Annotated in this window: 18 protein-coding genes; 4 read left to right on the top strand and 14 right to left on the bottom strand. The window is 65.7% G+C overall.

The features are described from left to right. Positions 1-106 precede the first annotated feature (106 nt). Complete coding sequence (locus JHD77_RS24960; protein ID WP_003104889.1) at positions 107-541, top strand: CopD family protein; 435 nt, start codon at positions 107-109, stop codon at positions 539-541. A 61-nt stretch (positions 542-602) separates the two neighbouring features. Here the strand turns inward: JHD77_RS24960 and JHD77_RS24955 are convergent, their stop codons facing one another. From JHD77_RS24955 to JHD77_RS24940, 4 genes are all read right to left on the bottom strand, one after another. After that, on the bottom strand, positions 603-857 hold the full coding sequence (locus JHD77_RS24955) for a YdcH family protein (protein WP_003104887.1): 255 nt from the start codon (positions 855-857) through the stop codon (positions 603-605). Positions 858-931: 74 nt separating this feature from the next. Continuing rightward, a complete protein-coding gene (locus tag JHD77_RS24950; RefSeq protein WP_004347822.1) occupies positions 932-1,483 on the bottom strand; it encodes an ankyrin repeat domain-containing protein in 552 nt (183 codons plus the stop codon). Between the two features lie 53 nt (positions 1,484-1,536). Continuing rightward, on the bottom strand, positions 1,537-3,078 hold the full coding sequence (gene katB / locus JHD77_RS24945; protein ID WP_003094881.1) for a catalase KatB: 1,542 nt from the start codon (positions 3,076-3,078) through the stop codon (positions 1,537-1,539). A gap of 106 nt (positions 3,079-3,184) precedes the next feature. Next, complete coding sequence (locus JHD77_RS24940) at positions 3,185-3,562, bottom strand: hypothetical protein (RefSeq protein WP_153576207.1); 378 nt, start codon at positions 3,560-3,562, stop codon at positions 3,185-3,187. A 42-nt stretch (positions 3,563-3,604) separates the two neighbouring features. Here JHD77_RS24940 and mscL point away from each other — a divergent pair, with 42 nt between their 5' ends. Then, positions 3,605-4,018 (top strand): large-conductance mechanosensitive channel protein MscL, encoded by a 414-nt coding sequence (gene mscL, locus JHD77_RS24935; RefSeq protein WP_003104883.1) that lies wholly within the window; start codon positions 3,605-3,607, stop codon positions 4,016-4,018. 104 nt (positions 4,019-4,122) lie between these two features. Here mscL and JHD77_RS24930 read toward each other — a convergent pair whose 3' ends face one another. After that, on the bottom strand, positions 4,123-4,899 hold the full coding sequence (locus JHD77_RS24930) for a ferredoxin--NADP reductase (protein ID WP_003104882.1): 777 nt from the start codon (positions 4,897-4,899) through the stop codon (positions 4,123-4,125). A gap of 106 nt (positions 4,900-5,005) precedes the next feature. Then, complete coding sequence (locus tag JHD77_RS24925; RefSeq protein ID WP_003104879.1) at positions 5,006-6,004, bottom strand: DctP family TRAP transporter solute-binding subunit; 999 nt, start codon at positions 6,002-6,004, stop codon at positions 5,006-5,008. A gap of 327 nt (positions 6,005-6,331) precedes the next feature. Here JHD77_RS24925 and JHD77_RS24920 point away from each other — a divergent pair, with 327 nt between their 5' ends. Next, a complete protein-coding gene (locus JHD77_RS24920) occupies positions 6,332-7,456 on the top strand; it encodes a methyltransferase (RefSeq protein WP_023116212.1) in 1,125 nt (374 codons plus the stop codon). On the opposite strand, the gene JHD77_RS24915 is transcribed toward JHD77_RS24920, so the two are convergent. From JHD77_RS24915 to JHD77_RS24895, 5 genes are read right to left on the bottom strand one after another with little or no spacing between them, the layout of a single operon-like run. Next, positions 7,457-8,032: a nucleotidyltransferase family protein gene (locus tag JHD77_RS24915; protein WP_003104875.1), complete on the bottom strand. Its 576-nt coding sequence runs from the start codon at positions 8,030-8,032 to the stop codon at positions 7,457-7,459. Further along, positions 8,032-9,003: an XdhC family protein gene (locus JHD77_RS24910; protein WP_003104873.1), complete on the bottom strand. Its 972-nt coding sequence runs from the start codon at positions 9,001-9,003 to the stop codon at positions 8,032-8,034. Before JHD77_RS24910 ends, JHD77_RS24915 begins: the two co-directional genes overlap by 1 nt. Positions 9,004-9,006: 3 nt before the next feature. Next, complete coding sequence (locus tag JHD77_RS24905) at positions 9,007-10,254, bottom strand: cytochrome c (protein ID WP_003104871.1); 1,248 nt, start codon at positions 10,252-10,254, stop codon at positions 9,007-9,009. Positions 10,255-10,256: 2 nt separating this feature from the next. Further along, positions 10,257-10,796, bottom strand: coding sequence for a (2Fe-2S)-binding protein (locus tag JHD77_RS24900; protein ID WP_003104869.1), 540 nt, complete (start codon positions 10,794-10,796; stop codon positions 10,257-10,259). After that, positions 10,789-13,620, bottom strand: coding sequence for a xanthine dehydrogenase family protein molybdopterin-binding subunit (locus JHD77_RS24895; protein WP_003106770.1), 2,832 nt, complete (start codon positions 13,618-13,620; stop codon positions 10,789-10,791). The genes JHD77_RS24900 and JHD77_RS24895 overlap by 8 nt, the downstream gene beginning before the upstream one ends. Positions 13,621-13,930: 310 nt before the next feature. On the opposite strand from JHD77_RS24895, the gene JHD77_RS24890 reads away from it, so the two are divergent. Beyond that, positions 13,931-15,142 carry an MFS transporter gene (locus JHD77_RS24890; RefSeq protein WP_003094912.1) on the top strand — a complete coding sequence of 404 codons (1,212 nt, stop codon included), beginning with the start codon at positions 13,931-13,933 and terminating at the stop codon, positions 15,140-15,142. Positions 15,143-15,301: 159 nt separating this feature from the next. On the opposite strand, the gene JHD77_RS24885 is transcribed toward JHD77_RS24890, so the two are convergent. The 3 genes from JHD77_RS24885 to JHD77_RS24875 form a co-directional block, all read right to left on the bottom strand. Beyond that, positions 15,302-15,691 (bottom strand): hypothetical protein, encoded by a 390-nt coding sequence (locus tag JHD77_RS24885; protein ID WP_003106768.1) that lies wholly within the window; start codon positions 15,689-15,691, stop codon positions 15,302-15,304. 302 nt (positions 15,692-15,993) lie between these two features. Continuing rightward, positions 15,994-17,700 carry a two-partner secretion system transporter CdrB gene (gene cdrB / locus JHD77_RS24880; protein WP_003094915.1) on the bottom strand — a complete coding sequence of 569 codons (1,707 nt, stop codon included), beginning with the start codon at positions 17,698-17,700 and terminating at the stop codon, positions 15,994-15,996. A gap of 62 nt (positions 17,701-17,762) precedes the next feature. Continuing rightward, positions 17,763-18,919 (bottom strand): MBG domain-containing protein (locus tag JHD77_RS24875; protein WP_267907523.1); only part of this gene is annotated, 1,157 nt, incomplete at its 5' end.

The raw sequence follows: 18,919 nt of genomic DNA, 5'->3' as shown, positions 1-18,919 counted from the left end.
AACTCCTCTCGCGGGCAAAGCGCAGATGATAGCCGCTGGCTTGATTCCGATCAGCCTCGATCGACCGCGCTTCGCGCGACACTGATGGCCGGACAAGGAGACTTCCATGCGCACACTGCTGTTCCTGCACCTGCTGGGTGCCGCGATCTGGGTCGGCGGCCACCTGGTCCTGGCCCTCGGCATCCTCCCCGGCGCCCTGCGCCGCCGCGATCCCCAGGCGATCCGCGCCTTCGAGCAGGTCTACGAGCGGATCGGCATCCCCGCCCTGCTGCTGCAGGTGGTCAGCGGCCTGTGGCTGGCCAGCCTGTGGCTGCCGTTCGACCACTGGTTCGGCGCCACGTCGGTGGCCCGTGCCCTGCAGCTCAAGCTGCTGCTCCTGGCGGCGACCGCCGCCCTGGGCGTGCATGCGCGCCTGCGCCTGATCCCGAACCTGGACGCCGAGAGCCTGCCGAAGCTCGGCTGGCACATCGCCGCGATCACCCTGGTGGGCCTGGGTTTCGTCGCGGTCGGACAGAGTTTCCGTTTCGGCGGCGCCTTCTGAGCATGCCCACATGAAAAAGGGCGCCGGAGGCGCCCTTTTTCATGCCGTTGTCGTGAATGAATCAATGGCCTTTTCCGTTGGCCTTCCTCAGCCTCTCGGCGATTTCGTCCTTGAGTTGCACCCGTTGCTGCTTCAACCCCTGCAGCGCCAGGTCGTCGAGGGGTTCGCGACCGCCCTCGACCTCATAGATGCGCTTGTCGAGGCTCTCATAGTCCGCCGCCAGGCGAGTGAAGTGGGCGTCGTTGCCATGAAGTTGCTTCAGTTCGGCATGAAAATCCGGAAACTCCCGGGAAAGCGGATGTTGCTCGAGCGGCATGACGGACCTCCTCTGACGTTGTATACGACACCTCCAGACTAGCCCAGCAGGCCTCCTCCGAACATTGCCCCCGATCACCTCGCCGCCGCAGTGCCGTTCAGTTCGCCGCGTCGCAGGCTTTCCACGCTGTTGCCCAGCGCATCGCGGGCGCCAAGGTCGGCACCGCGCGCCGACAGCGCCTGGAGCAGCTCCTCGCGCTCGAACAGCGCCGCGTATATGGCCGCGGTCTGCCCTGCGCCGTTGCGCTGGTCGAGGCTGCATTGCGCGCCGATCAGGCGCCGGGCGATGCGGACCTCGCCCTTGAAGATGGCGCCCATCAGGGCGGTGTTGCCGCGCGCATCCTGGACGCAGGGGTCGGCACCGGCCTCCAGCAATTGTTCCACCGCTCCGCCATGGCCGTGGTAGGCGGCCAGGATCAGCCCGGTATAGCCCTTGGCATCCTGCACATCGAGGTCGAAGCCGGCCTCGACGAACTCCTTCAGCATGGCCTGGTCACCGCGTCGGGCGGCATCGAAGAAGTAGTCGCGCAACCGCGCTTCGACCTCGACCCCATGCACCTCGCCAGCTTGCGCGGCCAGCGCCGCGAGCAGCAAGCCTGCCAGAATCCAACCTCGCATCGTCGTCATCTCCCACCAAACCGATAGAGGAAGGGCGGCCTGGATGGCCGCCCCGGTTGCGATCAATCCTGGAGCTTCGCCGCCAGTTGCCGGACGCGCTGCAGATCGGCCCCGGCCACCTTGGCCAGGCCCGTGCCGTAGTCGCTGTCAGCCTTGTAGAAGTAGGAAAGCATGATGTACTTGCTCTCGTCGTCGGTGATCGCCAACGCCCCGCCGAGACTGGCGATCAGGTCGGCCTGGTCCTTCTTGCCGTAGGAGCGGAACAGCTCGCCGGTCTGCTTGAAGTTCTGCTCGCGCTGGATCTTCGCCTGCTGGGTGGTGCCGCTCAGCGGGGTCCGCACGTAGCGGGCGCTGGCCTGCTCCTCGCGCGGATCGAGCCGGCTCGGCTGGTAGTTCACCCCGCTGGTACTGTGTCCGGCGTTCAGCGCGCCGTCCTGGTTGACGGTATTGACCTCGCTGCGCGGGCGGTTGACCGGCAGGCCCAGGCCGTTGGCGCCGACCCGGTACATCTGGGTATCGGCGTAGGCGAACAGCCGTCCCTGGAGCAGGCGATCCTCGGAGGGCTCGATGCCCGGCACCAGGTTCGACGGCGCCATGGCGACCTGTTCGGTTTCCTGGAAGAAGTTGTCGACGTTGCGGTTCAGCACCATCTGGCCGATCTTGCGCTCGGGAATGCCCGGCCAGATCTTGGTCGCGTCCAGCGGGTCGAAGTCGAATTTCGCCAGGTCCTCGGGCTTGAGCACCTGGATGTACAGGTCCCATTTCGGGAAGTCGCCCTTCCGGATCGCGCTCACCAGGTCATTGGTCATGTGGCTGTAGTCGCGCCCCTGGACTTCCGCCACCTGTTTCGGATCGAGGTTCTTCTGGCCCTGCAGGCTCTTCCAGTGGAACTTCACGTAGTGCACTTCGCCCCTGGCGTTGACCAGCTTGTAGGCATGCACGCTGTTGCCGTCCATTTCCCGGTAGCTGGCCGGGGTGCCCTCGTTGGAATACAGCAGGGTCAGGGTGCGGGTCGCCTCCGGCACGTGGGAGAAGAAATCGAAGCGTCGCGAGTCGTCGTCGAGGTTGCTGCGCGGGTCCGGCTTGAAGGCATGGACCATGTCCGGGAACTTGATCGCATCGCGGATGAAGAAGGTCGGGAAGTTGTTGCCCACCAGGTCCCAATTGCCGTCTGCGGTATAGAACTTGGTGGCGAAACCGCGCGGATCGCGCAGGGTTTCCGGGGAGTGGTTGCCGTGCACCACCGCGGAGAAGCGCACGAATACCGGGGTCTTCTCGCCCTTGCGGAAGACCTTGGCCATGCTCAGGTCGCTGATATCGGCACTGGCGACGAACTCGCCATGGGCGCCGGTGCCGCGGGCATGCACCACGCGTTCGGGAATACGCTCGCGGTCGAAACGTTGCAGCTTCTGCAGCAGTTGCACATCCTGCAGCAGCACCGAACCGTTGGGCCCGGCGGTCTGCGAGTTCTGGTTGTCGCCCACTGGCGCACCGTTGTCACGGGTCAGGGTCGCGGCCTGCACGGACAGCGACAGGAGGCTGGCGGTCAGGCTTGCCGCCACCAGCAGGCGGCCGGGACGGAAGGCGTTCAGGGAAGGGTTCATGGAAGAGCTCCTAATGGCTTGTCAGGCGTCTTGTTGCGCCCGACCAAGGTAAGGAGCGCCGCCGGCGACGCTAAATTGAAAAACCTCACCGCGCCGATTAGGAATATCAATGCGCCCATGAATCGCAAAAAGAAATAAAAAAGACCGCCAGCCGAAGAAAGCCCGCGCTGGTGCACCAGGCACTCCCAGTCCGCTCGCCGGTAAACGAGTTCACCTTCTTATTTGCCTGCGAAGTTAGGTCGGAGAACCTCGTCACTCCAACTTCAACTTCCGGCATCTGCATGGTGCAGTTCCAAGTTGCCGAAGTTGCTTTGTCTTCTTTCTTGGCGAATTCCTGAAAATCGACATGAGTGTAATGTTTTTCCTCTAAACTTCGTTTCTCCCCACAAGACCCGACGCAAACGTATGCCTTGCGAATTTTCGCGTTGCCGGGGGGAACCAAAACACCAATCTTCCAGCCTGAGCAACTTGCCGAAGGCTGCATTAGACTGCCTTTACCTATTAGCGAAATACAGGGAGTGAACCCATGGGTCTTCTGAGTGAATTCAAAGCCTTTGCCGTCAAGGGCAATGTCGTGGATATGGCTGTCGGTATCATCATCGGCGCGGCCTTCGGCAAGATCGTCTCGTCCTTCGTGGGCGATGTGATCATGCCGCCGATCGGACTGCTGATCGGCGGAGTCGACTTCTCCGACCTGGCGATAACGTTGAAGGCCGCCGAAGGCGACGTGCCGGCGGTGGTGCTGGCCTATGGCAAGTTCATTCAGACCGTACTCGACTTCGTCATCGTGGCCTTCGCCATCTTCATGGGGGTCAAGGCGATCAACCGCCTCAAGCGCGAAGAAGCCGTCGCGCCGTCCGAACCGCCAGTGCCGAGTGCCGAGGAAACCCTGCTGACCGAGATCCGCGATCTGCTGAAAGCCCAGCAGAACAAGTCGTGATCGCGTCGGCGGAACAATGAAAAAGGGCCCGAACGGGCCCTTTTTCATTGCCGGACAACACGCCGGGCGGCAGCGTTATCCGCCGCTACTGCGCGGGCACGCACCTACCAGTAGTTCTCCACCGCCACCTGCCCCGGGCGCCGCGTCAGACTGAGGTTCATGCCGCGAGCCTTCAGCACGGCGCGGGTGTCCTCGATCATCTGCGGGTTGCCGCAGAGCATCACCCGCGAATGCTCCGGGGTCAGTTCCAAGTCGGCGGCACGCTCCAGATCGCCGTTCTCGATCAGCATGGTGATACGTCCGTTCAGGCAACCGGGTACCTGCTCGCGGGTCACCACCGGAATGAACTGCAGCTTGTGGGCATGCTCGGCCAGGTATTCGCGCTCGGCGAGGCCGGCGATCAGCTCGCGGTAGGCCAGCTCCTTGCTCTCACGCACGCTGTAGACCAGCTTGATGCTTTCGAAGCGCTCCCAGACCTCGAAGTCCTGCAGGATCGAGACGAACGGCGCCACACCGGTACCGGTGGCCAGCAGCCAAAGGTCACGACCATCCACGAAGCGGTCGAGGGTGAGGAAGCCGAAGGCCTGGCGATCGACCAGCAACTGGTCGCCCTCGCGCAGGCGGCTGAGTTCGCTGGTGAACTCGCCGTCCGGGACGACGATGGAAAAGAAGTCGAGGAATTCGTCATGAGGCGCCGAAACCATCGAGTAGGCGCGCCAGACGATACTGCCGCTGGGCTTGTACACGCCGAGCCGGGCGAATTGCCCGGCGCGGAACCGGAATCCCGCGTCGCGGCTGGTACGCAGGGTGAACAGGTTGGGAGTCAGAGGCTGCACGTCGAGCAGCGTCTGGCGGGTGAATTTCTCTTCGCTGGCGGTCATGGTCCGCTCCGGATACCGATACTCCCCTAGTGTCCCGCAAAGCACCCGGCAGAAACACCCGCAAGGCTTGTGGCTATCCCCGCTGACGGGAATAGCCAGCGGCCGATCAGCGCTTGCGGTTGACCACCTGGGCCGCGCGCAACACGTCACTACCGATCTGCGCCTCGTAGTTCTTCCACAGCGGCTTCATGGCGTTGCGCCAGGCCTCGTGCTCTTCCGCGCTGAGGCTGACCAGGCGGCTCTTGCCGGCTGCCAGCAGGTGCTCGCGCTCCTTCTGGTTGAGCGCTTCGGCTTCCTTGTTCACCACCAGGGTGACCTCGTCGACGATGCTCTCCAGTTCGGTGCGGGTCTGGTAGGGAATGCCGGTCCAGAACGCCGAACTGGTGATCAGCATGTAGCTGAGCGCGCCGTGATTGGTCTCGGTGATGTACGGCTGCACGCTGTCGATCTTCTGTCCGGCGAGGTTCGACCAGGTGTTCTCGGTGCCCTGCACGCTGCCGGCCTGCATGGCCTTGAGGGTCTCGGCGTAGGACAACTGCTTGGCGGTGGCGCCGAGCATGGCGAACTGCGCTTCCAGCACCGACGACGGCTGGATACGGAAGACCAGGCCCTTGGCATCGTCCGGCCGGTGCAGCTCGCGAGTGGCGGAAAGCTGCTTCATGCCGTTGTTCCAGTAGGCCAGGCCATAGATACCGTGCTTGGCCATGGAGCGCAGCAGTTCGCGGCTCTTGTCGCGCTTCTGGAAACGCTTCAGGGCCTCCAGGTCATCGAACAGGAACGGCAGGTCGAACACCTGGAGTTGCTTGGTATAGGGCTCGAACTTGGACAGCGAGGTGGCCAGCATCTGCACCTTGTTGGCGCGCAGGGCCTCGATCTCGTCGGCGTCGCCGAACAGCGTCGAGTTGGGGTAGACCTCGACCTTGACCTTGCCCGGCAGACGCTCCTCGGCAAGCTTCTTGAACAACAGCGCCCCCTTGCCCTTGGGCGTGTCGTCGGAGACCACATGGGAGAACTTGATCACGATCGGGCCGGCGTCCTCGGCATGGGCGACGGCGGAAACGGCGAACAGTGCGGCGAACGCCACACCGACAAACGGCTTGAACATCGATGTACCTGTGCGATGGCAACGACGAGCCCCGCGACGGCTCGCACGGGTCTCGTTCGGGAAACGGGTTGGGTGACGGTCACCGCTCGAAGTGGCGAAGGCGCCCGTCCAGGCGCTACCGGGTCATGACAGGCGCTATCGAAGCCCTAGCCCGGTTATTATTGGCGTGCCCGGCTGGATGACTCGTCGGTAAGGAAACGACTAACCAGAGCCGGGTAAAGAATTTTTCGGCATATCCGTGTGCCGCACAAGCTGGAGAACTCCAACCAGCTCTCAGTTTCGACAGATTGTTAATTGACGAGCGGGATTCGCCCCGCCGGGAACCCGATGCCTCTATTCGCCACCCCCTTCGCCCAGCTCGACCTGGTCCGCCAGCCCGAGCAGGACGGCGAGCCCCTCCAGGCGTTCGACGCCGCCGACGAATACCTGCTCAACCAGTTGCACGAACGGGGCGTGACGGCGCAATGCCGGGTGCTGGTCCTCAACGACGCCTTCGGCGCCCTCGCCGCGAGCCTGGCGCCGCACGTCCAGGTCACCAGCAGCGGCGATTCGCACCTGGGCTTCCTCGCCCTGCGCAAGAACCTCGCGCGCAACGGCCTCGACCTGGGCTCGGTGCGCTTCGTCCCGGCCAGCGAAACCGCCGTGGGGCCCTTCGATCACGTACTGGTCAAGGTGCCGAAGACCCTCGCGTTGCTGGAGGAGCAACTGATCCGCCTGCACGGCCAACTGGCACCGGGCGCGCAGGTCGTCGCCGCGGGGATGGTCAAGCACTTGCCGCGCGCCGCCGGCGACCTGCTGGAACGCTACATCGGCCCGATGCACGCTTCGCTGGCGGTGAAGAAGGCCCGCCTGCTGATCGCCGAGGCAGCGGAGCGCCCGCAACCGCGCTCGCCCTATCCGACCCGCTATCGCCTGGAGCAGCCGCCGCTGACGCTGCTCAACCACGCCAACGTATTCTGCCGGGAGGGTCTCGACATCGGCACCCGCGCCTTCCTCCCGCACCTGCCACGCAGCCTCGGCGCGCTACGCGCCGCCGACCTGGGCTGCGGCAACGGGGTGCTCGGCATCGCCTACGCGCTGCTCAACCCGCAGGCCGAGCTGACCCTGGTGGATGAGTCGTACATGGCCGTGCAGTCGGCGCGGGAAAACTGGCGAGCGGCGCTGGGCGAGCGGCCGGCGACGTTCCGCGCCGACGATGGCCTGGTCGGCCAGGCGGCGGGCTCGCTGGACCTGGTCCTGTGCAACCCGCCGTTCCACCAGCAGCAGGTGGTCGGCGACTTCCTCGCCTGGCGCATGTTTCTCCAGGCTCGCGATGCCCTGGCGGCGGGCGGCGAACTGTGGATCGTCGGCAACCGCCACCTGGGCTACCACGCCAAGCTCAAGCGGCTGTTCCGCGGGGTCGAGCAGGTCGCGGCGAATCCGAAGTTCGTGATCCTGAAAGCGGGAAAATAGTCAGCCGAGCGCCGCCGGGGTGTCCACGTCGCGGAGTACGCCCGGATCGTCGCACGGCACCTCGCACCAGGCCGGACGATGGGCCTGCAGCACACGGCGCGCGCCCTGGTCGCCGTCCAGTTGCGCAAGCGCGTCCCAGAAAGCGCGGCCGAACAGCACCGGATGGCCGCGCTGACCGTCGTACAGGGGAAACACGATGGCTTCGGGAGTGGCCATCGCGGCCAGACGCTCGAGGGTATCGGCGGCGATCCAGGGCATGTCGCCGAGCAGGACGGCGATGGCCCGGGCCGTGCTGTTCCTCGCCGCCGCGACGCCGGCGGCCAGGCTGTGGCCCATGCCCAACGATGCATCGAGGCTGTGGACAAGCCGCTGCTGCGCCGGCAGGCCCAGGCTCGCCGGGGTGTCTCCGGCACGCACCACCACCCGCACCTCGGCGAACGCCTCGCGCGCCCGCGCCACGCTGGCCGCCAGCAGGGTCGTGCCATCAGCCAGGCGCGCCAGGCGCTTGTCGCTGCCGAAGCGGCGCCCCTGCCCGGCCGCCAGGACCAGGCACAGCACCTCGTCGGCGGCGACCATCAGAGCCGCTCGCGGGGAATGCCGTTGCGGATGCGAAGAATGTCCGCCAGCACCGCCAGGGCGATTTCCGCCGGCGTCTTGCTGCCGAGGTTGAGGCCGATCGGCGCGTGGATCCGCGCCAGTTCGGCATCGCCCAGGCCGCCGATGCGCCGCAGGCGCTCGAAGCGTTTCTCCGAGGTCGCCCGCGATCCCATCACGCCGATATAGAAGGCTTCGGTACGCACCGCCTCGAGCATCGCCAGGTCGTCGATCTTCGGATCGTGGGTCAACGCCACCACCGCCGTATCGGCGTGGCAACCGCCGTCGGCGATGAACAGCGAGGGCAGCTCGCGACGGATCTCGATGCCCTCCAGCACCACGCCGCGCAAGGCTTCTTCGCGCGGGTCGCAGAGGATCACCTCGAAGCCCAGGCCCTTGCCGAACTCGGCGCAGGCATGGGCGACGCTGGAATAGCCGGCCAGCAGCAGGCGCTGGGCAGCGCCGACGCGCAAGCGCACGCACTCGCCGTCGCGTTCAGCCCGAGGGCCGTGGCTGGAATCGTCGCGCAGGCTGCGCGCGCCGCTGCCCAGCTCGACCTCGCGCAGCAGGCGGCGCTGACCAAGCAACGCCGACTCCAGCTCGCGCAGATGGGCCTGGACATCGCAGTCCGGCGCCAGGTTTTCCACCAGTACGTCGAGGATGCCGCCGCAGGGCAGGCGGATGTTCGAGTTCGGGTCGTCGCCCTCGCCGTAGCGCACGATCACCGCGGGATCGGGGAAACCGCCGGCGGCGACCCGCTCGAGGAAATCATCCTCGACGCAGCCGCCGGACAGCGAGCCGATCCATTCACCGCTGGCGTTCACCGCCAGCAGCGATCCCGGCGCGCGGGGCGCCGAGCCGTAGGTCGTGAGCACGGTACAGAACCACACCCGTTCGCCGCCCACGGACCACTTCAGCGCCTTGCGGACCACCTGTAGATCGAGGTGTTGCACGATTCACTTCACCTTGACGGTATGCGCCGAAGCGCTCTCCATCTTCAATTGCGCGACCTGTTGGGGACCGAGGTCACCGGGCAATCCGCCCCAGGTCTGACGCAGGTAGTTGAGCAGGTCCGTGAGTTGCTCGTCGTCGAGTTTCCCGGCGAAACCGGGCATCGGTTGCATGCGTTCGAAGCCGGTGAACTGCTGTTCGACGATGCCGTCTTCGATCACTCGCAACAGATTACGCGGGTCTTGCAGGCGCAGGGTAGTGTTGCCGTTCATCGCCACCGCGATATGCGGCTTGCCCTCGCCTTCGCCGCCGTGGCAGCCGGCGCAGACGTTGAGGTACTGCTGGCGACCGCGCTTGCCGCTGTCGTTCAGCTGCGCCTCGGGCAGCGCCTGGACCACCTTGGCCGGCGGCGGCTGGTCGCCGAGCAGGTAGGTGGCCATGGCTGCCAGGTCGCTGTCGTCGAGGTGCTGGGTGCTGTGGTGCACCACCGGGAACATCTCGTTGAACATGCTGCCCTGGGCGCTCATGCCGTGCTTGAGGAAGCTCGCCAGGTCCGGCTGGGTCCAACCGCGCGCGGCAAGGTCGCCGGGCAGCAGGCTGGGCGCCAGGTAGCCGTTGAGCAGGCCGCCGCTCAGGCGCTTGTCCTGCGCCAGGGCGCCGGCCAGGTTGCGCGGGGTATGGCACTCGCCGCAGTGGCCGAGCACCTCGACCATGTACTGCCCGCGCTTCCAGGCCTCGCTGCGCCCTTCCTCCGGCTGCAAGCGCACGCTCTTGCCGTAGAGCAGGTTCCAGCCGGCCAGGCCCATGCGCACGTTGAACGGGAAGCTCAGGCTGGTCTGCGGCGCCGGCCGGGCGATCGGCTCCTGGGCCATCAGGTAGGCGTAGATGGCGTCGGCATCCTCGCGCTCGATCAGGTGATAGGAGGTGTAGGGCATCGCCGGATAGAGGTAGGCGCCGTCCTTGCGCTTGCCCTCGGTAAGAGCGGCGAAGAACTCGTCGGCGCTGTAGGCGCCGATGCCGTGTTCCTTGTCCGGGGTGATGTTGGTGCCGTAGATGGTGCCGAACGGCGACTGGATCGGCAGCCCGCCGGCGAACGGCGCGCCGCCCTCGGCGGTATGGCAGGCCATGCAGTCGGCGGCGCGGGCGAGGTATTCGCCGCGCTTGACCAGCGCCGCGTCGGCGCCGGCGGCGGAGGCCAGGAACGGCGACAGCGCGGCCAGCGCCAGGGCGAGGCCGGAAAGGGTGCGCTTCATCCTCAAGCCTCCTTGACCAGGCCGAGTTCGTCGAGCACGTCGCGGGTGGCGCTGTAGTAGCGCACGTAGCCGGTGCAACGGCAGATGTGATGGCCGAGGCTGTCCTCGATCGCCTGCTCCAGCTCGCTGCGCTTGATCGGCTGGCGCTGGGCTTTTTCCACCAGCACGGTGGCGGCGTTGACGAAGCCCGGCGCGCAATAGCTGCACTGGAAGGCGAACTGGTCGACGAACTTCTGCTGGATCGGGTTCAGCTCGCGGATGTCGCCATTCTCGTCGCGCTGGGCATGGCCCTCGATGGTGCGAACCTTCTTGCCGTCGAAGTAGTGCGCGCCGGTGATGCAGGTGCGCACTTCCTCGCTGGTGCCGTCCGGATTGTCGACGATCACCACGCAGGCATGGCAGATGCCCTGGCCACAGCCCAGGCGCGAGCCGGTGAGGTTCTGGTATTCGTGCAGGTAGTCGATCATCGGCAGGTCTTCGGCGACCTCCACCGGACCGACGGTTTGACCGTTGAGGGTCATCTGGAGCTTGCGGTTAGCCATGGAGGGCCTCCTTGATGCGGGCGGGAGTGATGGGCAGGTCGCGGACGCGCTTGCCGGTGGCGTGCGCCACGGCGTTGGCGATGGCGCCGACCACCGGGATCATCACCACCTCGGCGATGCCTTTGGCCGGATCGGTCGGCGACAGCGGCGGGAGGATCTCCGCCGTCTGGTTCCAAACCGCCACGTCCTTCGCCCGCGGCAACCGGTAGCGGTTGAAGTTCCAGTCCCCTTCCGCAGGGCCGCCCTCGTAGAGCGGCATTTCCTCCAGCAGCGCATGGCCGATACCCATGGCGATGCCGCCCTCCAGCTGGCCCTTGACCAGCTCCGGCACCAGCACCCGGCCGCACTCGATCCAGGAATGGTGGTCGAGCACCTGCACCTCGCCGCTGCCCTTGTTCACCTTCAGCTCGACCAGGGTCGCCACCGGACTGTAGTAGGTGACCATCGCGTTGTTCAGCTGGGTCGCCGGATAAGCCGGATTCTGCCGGTCGAGCAGGTGGAAGCCGGCGCTGTTCATCATCGCCTTCTTCACTCCCGGCGCGCCGTCGCCGTACTTCACCGCCATGGCGTCGAGCGGCAGGCGCTCGCGCACGCCATCGATGACGAAGTCCGCCTCGGCCCAGCTCCAGCGGTTGAAGCCGTGGACGCTGACGCCGGTGACCAGGCCCATCTCGTGGGCCTTCTTCGCCAGCTCGGCGAAGGGAATCGGCGCCAGGCCGTTGCCGGTCAACTGGCCGTCGACCCATACCGCGTTTTCGCGGCGCACCACATAGGGATTGGCCTGGCCGCCGAACGGACCGCTGCGCCACAGCTCCAGGGCCGCCGGCCACAGGCCGTGGTTGAACAGCACGCGCGCGGCTTCGCGGGTGGCGTGGCTGAAATAGAACGCCGAGTTGGTCGCCGACGACGGCGAGGCCAGCTTGCCGACCCAGCGCGGATCGCGTAGCGCGGCGTCCTGCTCGGCCTGGCTCATCAGGTAGGGATTGCCCTTGGTGGTGAGCCGCAGCTCGGGCCATTCGGTCTCGGCGGTCTTCACCTCGTCCGCCGGACGGCCGAGGAAGTCGCCGACCACGAAGGCCTGCGAGGTGGACATCCCGGTACCGATCTCGGTGCCGATGTGGCGCAGGCTGATGCGCCCGTCGGCGCTGAACTCGATGCTCGCCATCGGCGCCTCGGCGCCGGTGCCGAAGTCCTTCTGGCAAATGGCGAAGCCGACCCCATACCAGTTGTCCGGGTCTTCCGCGTCGAAGCGCTTCTTGCGTGCGTCGCGGTCCTTCCAGACCTCGTGGGCAGCGGCCTTGTCGAGGATCTCGTGCAGGCGCAGGGCACCGGCCGGGACCGCGCCCTGGGTGTTCTTCATGCCCGAGCGCAGGGCGTTGCGACGACGCAGGTCGATGGCGTCGACGCCCAGCCGGCCAGCGATCTCGTCGACCATCATCTCGGTCGCGGCCATGGTCTGCAGGGTACCGTAGCCGCGCATCGAGCCGGCCTCCACGCCGCGCGAATGATAGGCGGTGACCGCCAGGTCGTTCTGCGGCATGTAGTAGATCGACTGCGCGGCGGTGGCGCCCACCGCCGCCACCGAGGCGCTGTAGTTGGCGCGCCCGCCGCCGTCGGCGCTCATGTCGGCGCGGAAGATGCGGAAGCCGAGGTCGTTCCTGTCTACCGCCAGTTGGTAGCGGATGTCGAACGGGTGGCGCTTGATGCCGCTCTGGAACTGCTCGTAGCGGTCGTTGGCCAGGCGCACCGGCACACCCTCGCCATACAGCGCGGCGAGCGCGGCATAGAAGACGAAGATGTTGTTGTCCTTGGAGCCGTAGCCGACGGTATAGCCCGGATGGATGTTGAACTTCTCCAGGGCGAAGCGCGACGGCTTGATCATGTGCACGCTTTCGTAGGCGACTTCGAACGGGCACTGGGTGGCGACCACGAAGTGCAAGGTCTTGCTCGCCGCGTCGTACCAGCCGTTGCCGTTGTCCGGCTCCAGTGCCGCCGGCTCGATCGATGGGGTCTTGTAGCGCTCGTCGAAGACCAGCCAGTCCTGCGGCGGGTTTTCCAGTTGCTCGGCCATGCGCTTGGCATGGAACAGCCCCTGCTCGGTGAGGTCGCCGTGCAGCTTCGGCTCGCTGGTCCATACCGGTTTGCGGTTGAGGATGGTGGGGAACAGCATCGAGTCCTTCAGGCTGGAGAACTCGTCGTCCTCGTAGGGCGTCTTGCCGCCGACCCGGACGAAGCGATAGCTGCCGTAGGGATCGCCCTGGTACAGCGGGGCCTGGGCGCCATAGCGGATCGCCTTGTCGTTGAACTTGAGCTTGAGCTTGGCCCGGCGGAAGCGCTCGAAGTCGTTCCAGATCAGGATCGCCACCGGATGGCCGATGAACATCGGCACCTTGCCCGGCGGCAGGAGCGGATCGGGCGAATGCGCCTCGGGGAAGACGATGCCGTCCTTCTCCAGGTCGGCGGCGGTGACGATACGGTCCGGCTGCAACTCGGCGCCCAGCCAGGAAAGGTCGTGGCCTTCGTAGATGCGGTCGGCGCGAACGGTCTTCAGCAACATGGCGTGGCCTTGCTGCTGCGGCCAGCCGGGCATGTCCCTGGCGCGGATATCGCGGGCGAACACCTTGTTGCCGCAGACCTTGGACAAGGCGTCGTTACGGAAACGGACCTGACCGTTGCCCGCCATCCAGCGCTGGGCGGAAACGGTCACCTGGTTCTCGAACAAGGCAGCGAACGCCTGGCTGCCGAGCGGCGCCAGGGTGACACCCACGCCGGCGATCAACCCGCCCTGGAGAAAGGCGCGCCGGGATATATCACGGTTGGACATGCAAGTTCCTCTGGGTGGTACGGTTCCCACCCATGTCGTTATTCAGGCTTGAACAGCTCGTCCGGACGGACGAGGTGGAGCACGCAGGCGGAAAAACCTGACTCAGGAGTTAATTTTAGCGACAAGTCGCACCCGAGGAAAAGTCCCGTCTACCGCTGGAAGGCCCCATGGACACTCGACTTTGGTCGCCTGCCAGGCCGGCTCCAACCTTTTCGTGCGCTTCTCTGAATCTTCGATTTCGGCAATGGCAACAGCCAAGAGGTAACCACATGTTACTCTCCGCCCTCCTCTCGAAACGCCCGACCCCAGCATGTCCAGCCAACCCAGCTCCCTGCTCCGCCATCGTCCCTTCCTCGCCTTCTGGCTGGCCCGCGTCTGCACCGCCAGCGGCTTCCAGATGCTCACCGTGGCCATCGGCTGGCACATCTACGAACTGACCGGCAATGTCCTCGACCTGGGCCTGGTAGGCCTGGTCGAATTCCTCCCGCGGGTACTGTTCATGCTCCACACCGGGCATGTTGCCGACCGCTACGACCGACGCAGGATCGCCGCCCTCTGCCAGGCCGGCCAGGCCCTGGTGGCGGTGGCACTGGTGCTCGGCGCGGCTTCGGGAGAGATCACCCGCAACATGATCTTCGTCCTCGCCTTCGCCCTCGGTACCGCCCGCGCCTTCGAAATGCCGACCACCCAGGCGCTGCTACCGAACCTGGTACCGGCCGGGCTGTTCCCGCGCGCGGTGGCCGCTTCGGCTTCGGCGATGCAGGCGGCGACCATTGCCGCCCCGGCCCTCGGCGGCCTGCTCTATGCGTTCGGTGCCTCCTGGGTCTACGTGCCGACCGCGACTCTCTACGTCCTCGCGTGCGTCCTGACGCTCAGCCTGCCGGTACGCAACCAGCCGCTCACCCAGGGCAAGGCCACCCTCGACTCGCTGCTCGCCGGCATCCGTTTCATCCGCAGCCGACCGGACATCTTCGGGGCAATCTCCCTCGACCTGTTCGCCGTGCTCCTCGGCGGCGCCACCGCCCTGCTCCCGGTGTTCGCCAAGGACATCCTGCTCACCGGGCCCTGGGGCCTCGGCCTGCTGCGCTCGGCTCCAGCGGTGGGCGCCCTGGCGATGTCGTTCTGGCTGGCGCACTTCAGCATCGAACGCAACGTCGGGCGGATCATGTTCCTCTCCGTGGGCATCTTCGGCCTGGCAACCATCGCCTTCGGCCTGTCGAAATCGTTCTGGCTGTCCCTCGGCGTGCTGGTGGTACTCGGCGCCGCGGATATGGTCAGCATGGTCATCCGCGGCGCCTTCGTGCAGCTCGAAACCCCCGACGAGATGCGCGGCCGGGTCAGCGCGGTGAACGGCCTGTTCATCGGCGCCTCGAACCAGCTCGGCGAGTTCGAGTCCGGGCTCACCGCACACTGGTTCGGCACGGTACCGGCAGTGGTCCTCGGCGGGATCGGCACCCTGGTGGTCACCGGAGCGTGGATGAAGCTGTTCCCTAGCCTGGCGCAACGCGACCGCCTGCACTGAGGCCAATGCCGTCGCGCGTCGCTGCCCCGACAGCGGCGTATCGGCGATAACGCCTGGGGCGTTATCCGTCCTCCCCATGGAACACCGCACCTTCTCGGCAATAAGAAAGCCCGGCATCGAGCCGGGCTTTTCTCGCACCTTGCGGCGTGATCCGCGGTGTCAGGCGGGGCGCCGCATCTCCCGATGCAGGCGGTCGACGGTGCGCTCGCTACCGTTGTCGGCCAGGCGCAGATCGACGCGCCCCATGTCCTTGTGCAGACGGTCGACGGTCTGTTCGCTGCCGTTCTCGGCCAGGCGCGCCTCGCGGCTGGTCATGTCGCGGTGCAAGCGATCGATGGTCTGCTCGCTGCCGCTTTCGGCGACCCGGCGTTCTTCCTGGACGCGCGGCGCCTGGGTCTTGCGCAGGCGTTCGAGGGTACGGTCGGAACCGTCGGAGGCGATCAGTTGTTGGGCACCGCGCAGGGCGATGGATTCGACCCGCGGTGCAGCGAAGGCGGCATTGGCGGTCAGGGTAGCAAGGGCGATGGCGAGGATCAGCGGGCGTTTCATGGCAGTGGCTCCAGGTATTCGTTACGTGGGGCCATTCTCTGTTCGGGAAACTCGATTGGAAAACGAAGCGCGCCAATAGTATTCATCGACGTTTGAAATAGTGCGAAGAACCGCTCTAGTACAGGAGTTACAGCAAGAATACGCCTCTCCGACCGGCCTTGGCACGGATTGACGGCATCGATATAAAAAATCGAAGAAATCGAAAGTTTGAGAAGAACACTCGGAATTGAGCACGAACCTCCCTCTCCGCAGAACCGGAGAGGGGCTCCGTCAGCAGCCTCCGGAACGGAGGCCGGCAGGGTTCAGAAGCGCGCCACCACGTTGAACAGGACCCGCGTCTCGCGCTTCCCATCGCGCTGGTCGGCTGGCTCGCCGATGACCTGGCGGGCAATCTCCGGGTTGAACGACAACTGGTCGGTGAGGTTGAAGCGCACCCCGGCACCGATCGAGCCGAGCTTCTGCTGCTCGTCATCGTCCACGTCGAGGTTGTAGGTCTTGCCCCAGTCGTAGAAAGCGTAGGCCTGGTAGCTGCGCAGCCAGCTATAGCCCACCGCCTGGCCATAGCGCGGTTCGAGCTTCAGGGCGAAGCCACGGTCACCGGTGATGTTGCCCGGGGCGAAGCCGCGACCGATCCCGCTGCCGCCGACGCCGAAGCGCTCGCTCGGCAGCAACGGGTCGAAGCTGTACTGCCATTGCAATTCGCCATACACCGACCAGGGTCCACCGAGCCCTTGCAGACGCCCGATGTTGCCGTTGAGATAGACGAAACGTCCGTCGGCCACTTCGCGGGAACGACGTTCATCGTCCTTCTTGGTCGCGCCCCACATGTCCAGGCCGATGTTGTTGCGCACCTCCGCCAGGTTGATGCCCATCCAGCGGTCGACCCAGTCATAGGTCAGGCGTTGCTGGAACACCCGCACATGGTCACGACCGGGGTTCGAGGCGTCGCTGGCGAAGTCGCGCAGGCGGGTCTCGGTATCCTTCCACTGCAACGCCAGGCCGCCGCTCAGGTTCTGCGAGCGCGAGCGGATGAAGGGATGGTTGTAGGAAATGCTGCCTTCGGTGCTCTTGCTGACGCTGTCGAAGGGGAATACCGAGTCCGGGATGTCCGGGTTGACCTTCGAATAGGAACCCATGATCTGCAGAGTATCGCCGGCGAACATGCCGCCCAGCGGCAACGTGCCGCGCAACTGGATGTAGCGGGTGGCATCGCTGAACGGCGAGATCGCACCGAGCACGTCGATCTGCTCGTAGAAGCCCAGGCGGGAGAACTCGGTGGCGCCGAAGGCCAGGGTGGTCGGGTCGGTGTAGTGCGAACCGCGGTTGTCGAGGCTGACGAAGCCTTCGTATCGCTGCTGCTGCAAGGCCACGTCGAGGTTCGACGAGCCCAGCGCCTGACCCGGGCTGAGCACGCTCTGCACGTTGACCCCCGGCAGGTCGCCGACCAGCAGCAGGCCGCGCTCCAGGGTATCGGCATCCAGCGGACGTTTTTCGGTCAGCGGTGCGAGCAGTTCCTCCACCCGCACCCGCGGCCCATCGACGGTTCCCTTGATCTGCACGTGTTCGAGGTAACCCTCGATCACCTGCAGGCGTACCTTGCCGCCCTCGATGCTCTGCTCCGGCACCACTACCTGGGTCAACAGGTAGCCGTCCTGGCGGTACTTGGCGGTGAGGCGGTTGGCCAGGTCGACCAGTTCGGCCAGGGACACCTGCTTGCCGAGCATATGCTGGTAATAGGACTCGAGCACCGCCTTGTCATAGCGGGTGTTGCCTTCGATGCGTATCTCGCGCAGTTCGAAGCGGATCTGTTCGCTGCCTTGCGGCGCGACCTGCTTGGGCACCACCAGCGGCGCCTCGGGCTTGGCTTGCGGCTCGCTGCGGGGCTTGAAGCGTTCATCGAGCTGGGATGGCTGTACAGTCCCTGGCAACTCCACGGCGGCGGCGGAAGCAGCCAGCATCCCGCAGCCACAGAGCGTCACCCAGCGAAGCGTCCATTGCGAAGGTTTCATCATTCACCTCGGGCAGATGACGCACTACCGCCCGGAGACGATAGTGCGCATTGCGAAAAGGGTTAGAAATTCAGAGGCTTGTTGAAGCAGCTCCAGTAGTCGGCCAGGTAGCTCTGGTTCGAGCAACCCGCCCCACTCTCGGCCTCTGCCCTGAGCGGACGATCGGTGAACTGCCCCACCCGCTTGGCGCTGGCGTCCTCCGCCGGACTCGCGGCGGTAGCCGGCAGCAGGTTAGGATCGCTGACGTCCATGCCCAGAGCGTAGGCGCGCAGGAACGGGTTTTCGAGGAACGGGTTTTCCAGCGTGGTGGTGCGGTAGACCGCATCCCCGGGAGTATCCGGATCGCGCCCCTTCTGCAGTTCGCGCAAGTCGGAGAGCGCTGCCAGTTGCCCCAGGTCGCCCGGCGTGACCGGCAGCGGCAGGATGCTCAGCAGGTTGCCCTGGTAGTTGAGCTGGTAGTTGCCGCTGGTGAGGGCAAGCCCACCCTGGAGGATGTCGTACTGGCCTACGGCTTCGCCGCCCACCCGACCGAGCCCGCCGGCGAGCACCTGACCGGCGCTATCGCCATTCTTCAGGCCGGAAACCTGATAGGTCAGCGCCGGGTCGGCGGTGCCGACCTGCTTGCTCTTGGCATCGGCGAATACGTTGAGCAGCGCCTTGGTGATGGTCAGGTCATTACCCTGGTAGGCCAGGTCATAGTTGCCACTGGTCAGCACCAGGCCGCCCTGGTTGATGCCATACACACCCACGTTCTCGCCTGCGTCGCGGTTCAGCCCGCCGGTCAGGATCGAGCCGGCGCTATCACCGTTCTTCAGGCCGCTGACCTGGTAGGTCAGGCTCGGGTCGGCATCGCCGTAGACCTTGGTCTTGGCATCGGCGATCACATTGAGCAGTGCCTTGGTGATGGTCAGGTTGTTGCCCTGGTAGCTCAGGTCGTAGTTACCGCTGTTCAATGCCAGGTCGCCCTGGTTGATGCCGTACACGCCGACGTTCTCGCCTGCGGCGCGGCTCAGGCTGCCGCCGTTGAGGACGGCACCGGCGGTATCGCCGTTCTTCAGGCCGCTGACCTGGAAGGTCAGGCTCGGGTCGGCGTCGCCATAGACCTTGGTCTTGGCATCAGCGATCACATTCAGCAGTGCCTTGGTGATGGTCAGGTTGTTGCCCTGGTAAGCCAGGTCATAGTTACCGCTGACCAGACCCAGGCCACCCTGGTTGATGC

It is taken from the genome of Pseudomonas sp. P20, from assembly GCF_016463925.1.
Taxonomy (GTDB): domain Bacteria; phylum Pseudomonadota; class Gammaproteobacteria; order Pseudomonadales; family Pseudomonadaceae; genus Pseudomonas; species Pseudomonas aeruginosa.
This window is presented reverse-complemented; position numbering and strand designations above follow the sequence as displayed.